This is a genomic window from Pseudomonas fragariae (ex Marin et al. 2024), from assembly GCF_059621105.1.
This window is the reverse complement of the sequence record NZ_CM184369.1, coordinates 3,136,137-3,140,266: the sequence shown is the minus strand read 5'-3', so window position 1 is coordinate 3,140,266 and position 4,130 is coordinate 3,136,137. Positions and strand designations below refer to the sequence as shown.

General features: G+C 56.5%; 3 protein-coding genes and 1 pseudogene. 2 read left to right on the top strand and 2 right to left on the bottom strand.

The window, feature by feature from the left end; all coding sequences use genetic code 11:
• The first annotated feature begins 224 nt into the window (after positions 1-224).
• Together AC54XV_RS13810 and adeC are read left to right on the top strand one after the other, a co-directional pair.
• A complete protein-coding gene (locus AC54XV_RS13810; RefSeq protein ID WP_011267816.1) occupies positions 225-1,055 on the top strand; it encodes a helix-turn-helix transcriptional regulator in 831 nt (276 codons plus the stop codon).
• Entirely contained in the window at positions 1,052-2,470 is a 1,419-nt protein-coding gene (adeC, locus tag AC54XV_RS13805) for an AdeC/AdeK/OprM family multidrug efflux complex outer membrane factor (RefSeq protein ID WP_024638702.1), read from the top strand. The genes AC54XV_RS13810 and adeC overlap by 4 nt, the downstream gene beginning before the upstream one ends.
• Positions 2,471-2,748: 278 nt before the next feature.
• Here the strand turns inward: adeC and AC54XV_RS13800 are convergent.
• Positions 2,749-3,419: pseudogene (locus AC54XV_RS13800) on the bottom strand (helix-turn-helix domain-containing protein); the annotation flags it as partial.
• Positions 3,420-3,506: 87 nt separating this feature from the next.
• Positions 3,507-4,112: a LysE family translocator gene (locus tag AC54XV_RS13795; RefSeq protein WP_024638704.1), complete on the bottom strand. Its 606-nt coding sequence runs from the start codon at positions 4,110-4,112 to the stop codon at positions 3,507-3,509.
• Between the last annotated feature and the right edge of the window lie 18 nt (positions 4,113-4,130).

Here is a 4,130-nt window from a genome sequence, read left to right as displayed (position 1 = left end):
TAACCGCCAGGTTGCGCAGGATGTCCCGGTATCCAGTGACAGACTTTTCCTGCGCAACTCAGCTTAATTGGAACCTAGAGCTGAATCGTTTTTTGTGAAGACTTTCATGCGTGATGCCGGATTCTAGTGATGTTAAGGCGCGAAGGATTTGAGCGTCCTGAGGGCGGAATTCACAGTCTGGTCGACAGAATTGCACGCAACTTCTGATCTTCAGGAATGGACATATGAACCGACAAGTGAATGCCAAAGATGAAGTGAAAACGCACATTTATCTGGAACTCGGGAAGCTGGTGTCTAGCGTCGGAGATGACATGTTTCTGAGCAACATGTACCAGTTAATCAATACATCGCTGGCTGTAAGCCGTGTGGAACTGAGCGAGTGGACCGTTGATGACAGTCAGGCGACGGTGACCGATGTACAGCTGCTGGGCTACGCGGGCGCTGAGTTGAATCCGCAGATGCAAACGGTGTGTCCGACCCGTGCCAGACACCGCAGCGACCATCCACTGGTCAAGCGCGTGCTGGAGGTAGAGGACGACCTGCTGATTCACCTGAACGCCCGGATGAAAAACCAGCAAGGCAATGACTGTCTCGGAACCTCCCACCAGTGCAGCATGATTTCGCGCAAGGCCAATCGCTGTTGTGTGATCTCACTGCACCGTCCGCAAGCTGACAAAGATTACTCGTTGCAAGAGCTGTCTTTTTTGAAATACCTCTCGGAGGCCCTGTTGCCTTTGTCGGAACGGCATGCCCGCGTACATCGCCAATCCGGTATGAAAAACGCTGGTGGCATGCTGTCTCACGGCTCGGTTCCCATTGAGTACAAGTACCTGCAACGCGAGTTCAACGAACGCTTGCTTGCCTGCGACGTCTCGCTATCGGCACGCGAGAAGGAGGCCTGTCTGGAATTCCTCGCGGGCGGCACAGTCCCTGAGATCGCCGAAAAACTCTGCGTCAAGAGCAGTTCCATCGAAACCTACCTGAAACGTTCCGCCGCCAAGCTGGGCATCAGCGGTCGACATGGACTGGCCAAATGGATGATAGGCGCAGAATGAACAGATCAATTGGCCCCTGGCTGTTTACGGCACTGTCCTTGAGCGGCTGCTCGTTGATTCCGGACTATCAGCGCCCGGCGGCACCGGTTGCCGCGCACTACCCACAATCCTCAGCCTATGCGCCAGCACTCTCTGGTCCGCTGGCGGCGGACATGGGCTGGCGTGACCTGTTCCGCGACCCGACGCTGCAACAGCTTATCGAAAGCGCCCTGCTCAACAATCGTGACTTGCGCGTTGCAGCGCTCAACGTCGAGGCCTATCAAGCGCAATACCGCATTCAGCGCGCCGATCTGTTTCCCGCGATCAGCGCCACAGGCAGCGGTACCCGGCAACGCCAGCCCGCCAGTATCACGCAGACCGGCGGCCCGGTGACCAGCGGTACTTATTCGGCAACGCTGGGTATCAGCTCTTACGAGCTTGATTTGTTCGGACGCATACGCAGTCTCAGCGATCAGGCCTCGCTCACCTATTTGTCCAGCGAAGAGGCCCGGCGCAGCACCCAACTAAGCCTGGTGGCGAGTGTCGCCACTGCCTACCTGACCTGGCGTGCCGACCAGGAGCTATTGGCCTTGACTCAGGACACGCTGATGTCCTACGAAAAGAGCCTGAAGCTGACCACTCGCAGCCAGCAAGTCGGCGCTTCTTCGTCACTGGACCTGGCCCAGTCGCGCACATCGGTGGAGAGCGCACGGGCAAGTCTGGCGACGTTCCAGCGCCAGGCCGCTCAGGACCTCAATAACCTGACTTTACTGGTGGGCACGGAGGTTGCGGACAGCGCGCCCAGCCGTCCGTTGTCCTCCGAATGGCTCGCTGAAGTGCCGGCGGGGCTGCCTTCTGATCTGCTGCAACGACGCCCGGACATTCTTGAAGCCGAATACCAGTTGCAGTCGGCCAACGCCAGCATCGGTGCTGCGCGAGCGGCATTCTTCCCGAGCATTACCCTGACGGCCAACGCCGGTACATCCAGCACCGAACTGTCCGGTTTGTTCAAAGGCGGTTCGGGAGGCTGGGTGTTTTCACCGCAGATCGATATCCCGATTTTCAACGCCGGCAGTCTGCGAGCGAGCCTGGATTATTCGAAAATCCAGAAGGATATAAGCGTTTCAAAGTACGAAAAATCGATACAGACCGCCTTTCAGGAGGTCGCCGATGGTCTGGCAGCGCGTCAGACCTACAAGCATCAGTTGAAGGCGCAGAGCGATCTTGTACAGGCCAACCAGGAGTATTACCGCCTTGCCGAACGACGTTACCGCATTGGCGTCGACAGCAGCCTGACATTCCTCGACGCCCAACGCTCTTTATTCAGCGCTCAACAAAACCTGATCACCGATCGACTGTCGCAGCTGACCGCCGAGGTCAATCTCTACAAGGCGCTGGGCGGCGGCTGGACAGAGCGTACATCAACACCCTTGTGAGGAACTGAAGATGGGCATATTCGAACCTGGAGCACATGTACGCCTTCGCTCGGGCGGCAGAATCATGGTGGTCAAGCATGAACCCGCGGTTACCCCGCTCCCGGACACTCTGCTCGTGCTGTGTGAGTACCGGTCAAAGAATCGCCTGGTGCAGGGCTTTTATTCGGAGCGGGATCTGATTCCTGCGCGCGGCGAGCCAATGCCCAATCATGGCTGAGAGCAACCCGGCCTGGCGGGTTGCGTCGCATCAGCAAGCACTTGCGCGCCGGTATTCAGTTCAGGCATTTCAGCCATGGCTGATACCGGCCCTCAATGGATCTGATCAAGCGCCCTGCAGGTAATTCAGTTTGCCATGCGGTACTTGATCGGACAGGTAAAACCTCAAGAGCCCGGGCCGGGGTACTCCAAAGCCCGGGACTGGCGTTGCTCATTACAACAAAACGCCAACGCCTTATTCGGGCGTTCCGGATATACCTACACCAACCTCCCCGGATTCCTCTTCAATACCCGAATCGCTGGATAGTTTTGGCGTGTGCGTCAGGTGCGGCTTCATGTCGTTGGCGGCCCATATGCGCTGGACGCTGGCTGGCGATATGCCGACCAGTTTCGCCATGCTTCGACAGCTCCATCGGGCATGGCCGATACGCGGCTGGGTGACTTGATCAAGAGTTTGTTTCAAGGCTTCGGCTGGCAGGTATGCCTTGCGGCCTCGTCCAGGAAGATCCACCAGGCCTGACAGGCGCAGCTCTCGAAAACGCTTGCACCAGCGGGTGACTGAAACAACCGATAGCCCGGTCAACCTGGCAATCTCGGTACGAGAACAGCCTTGTGCAGCGAGCAAAATCACCTGCGCCCGGCGGCCTTCGCGAGGGCTGATCGTCGCTGAATTCAAGCGCTGACTCAATTCGACTTGTTCCTCGTCACTGAGCACTATGTCTCGATAGCTCACGTGACGACTCCAACAGTGACTAACCACATAAGCACAATCAACGTTAGATAAATATTAAAGAGGCGGCGCAGTGACGGAGTGGGCAGTTCAGGTGAAAATCGTTGTTGCCGCGACGTTATACAAAGCAATAATCGCGAACAGTCCGATGACCAGTGAAACCAATCGATTGACTCGATTGCCCGCTATTATCGACGGTAGTTTTCGACCAAAAATGGCACCCAGCGCAACCCATGTCATACCGACAGGAAGAACCACGAGGGAAAAAACCGTCATGAATGAAAGGTAGCTTTCCACGTGCAAAAACGTCCCTGCGGGGGCTATGAGTGTGGCGAAAAACAGCCCTTTCGGATTGTTGAGTGTTGCCAAAAACAACGCGGAGACCGAAATCGGAGAGGGCTTTCCGTCGGGGTCCTGGTGAATCGAAAACCACAGTTTCAGGGAAATGTAGAACAGGAACATCACGGCCAGAACCTTGGTCGTCACCACCACCCAACCATAGTGTTCGATCAGAGCATCAATGGATAACCCCCACGCGCTAATCTGAATCACATAAGCCGCCCATTCGGCAGCGACCAGCTTCAGCGAATACGTACTCAGGCCACGACTGATCCCGGACTGCAGCAGCAGCGAATTGGTCGGCCCCGGCACCAGCAGCACGGTGAGCATTGCAATTGCAACGTAATACATGGTCATGCCCTGTACTCCAAAATA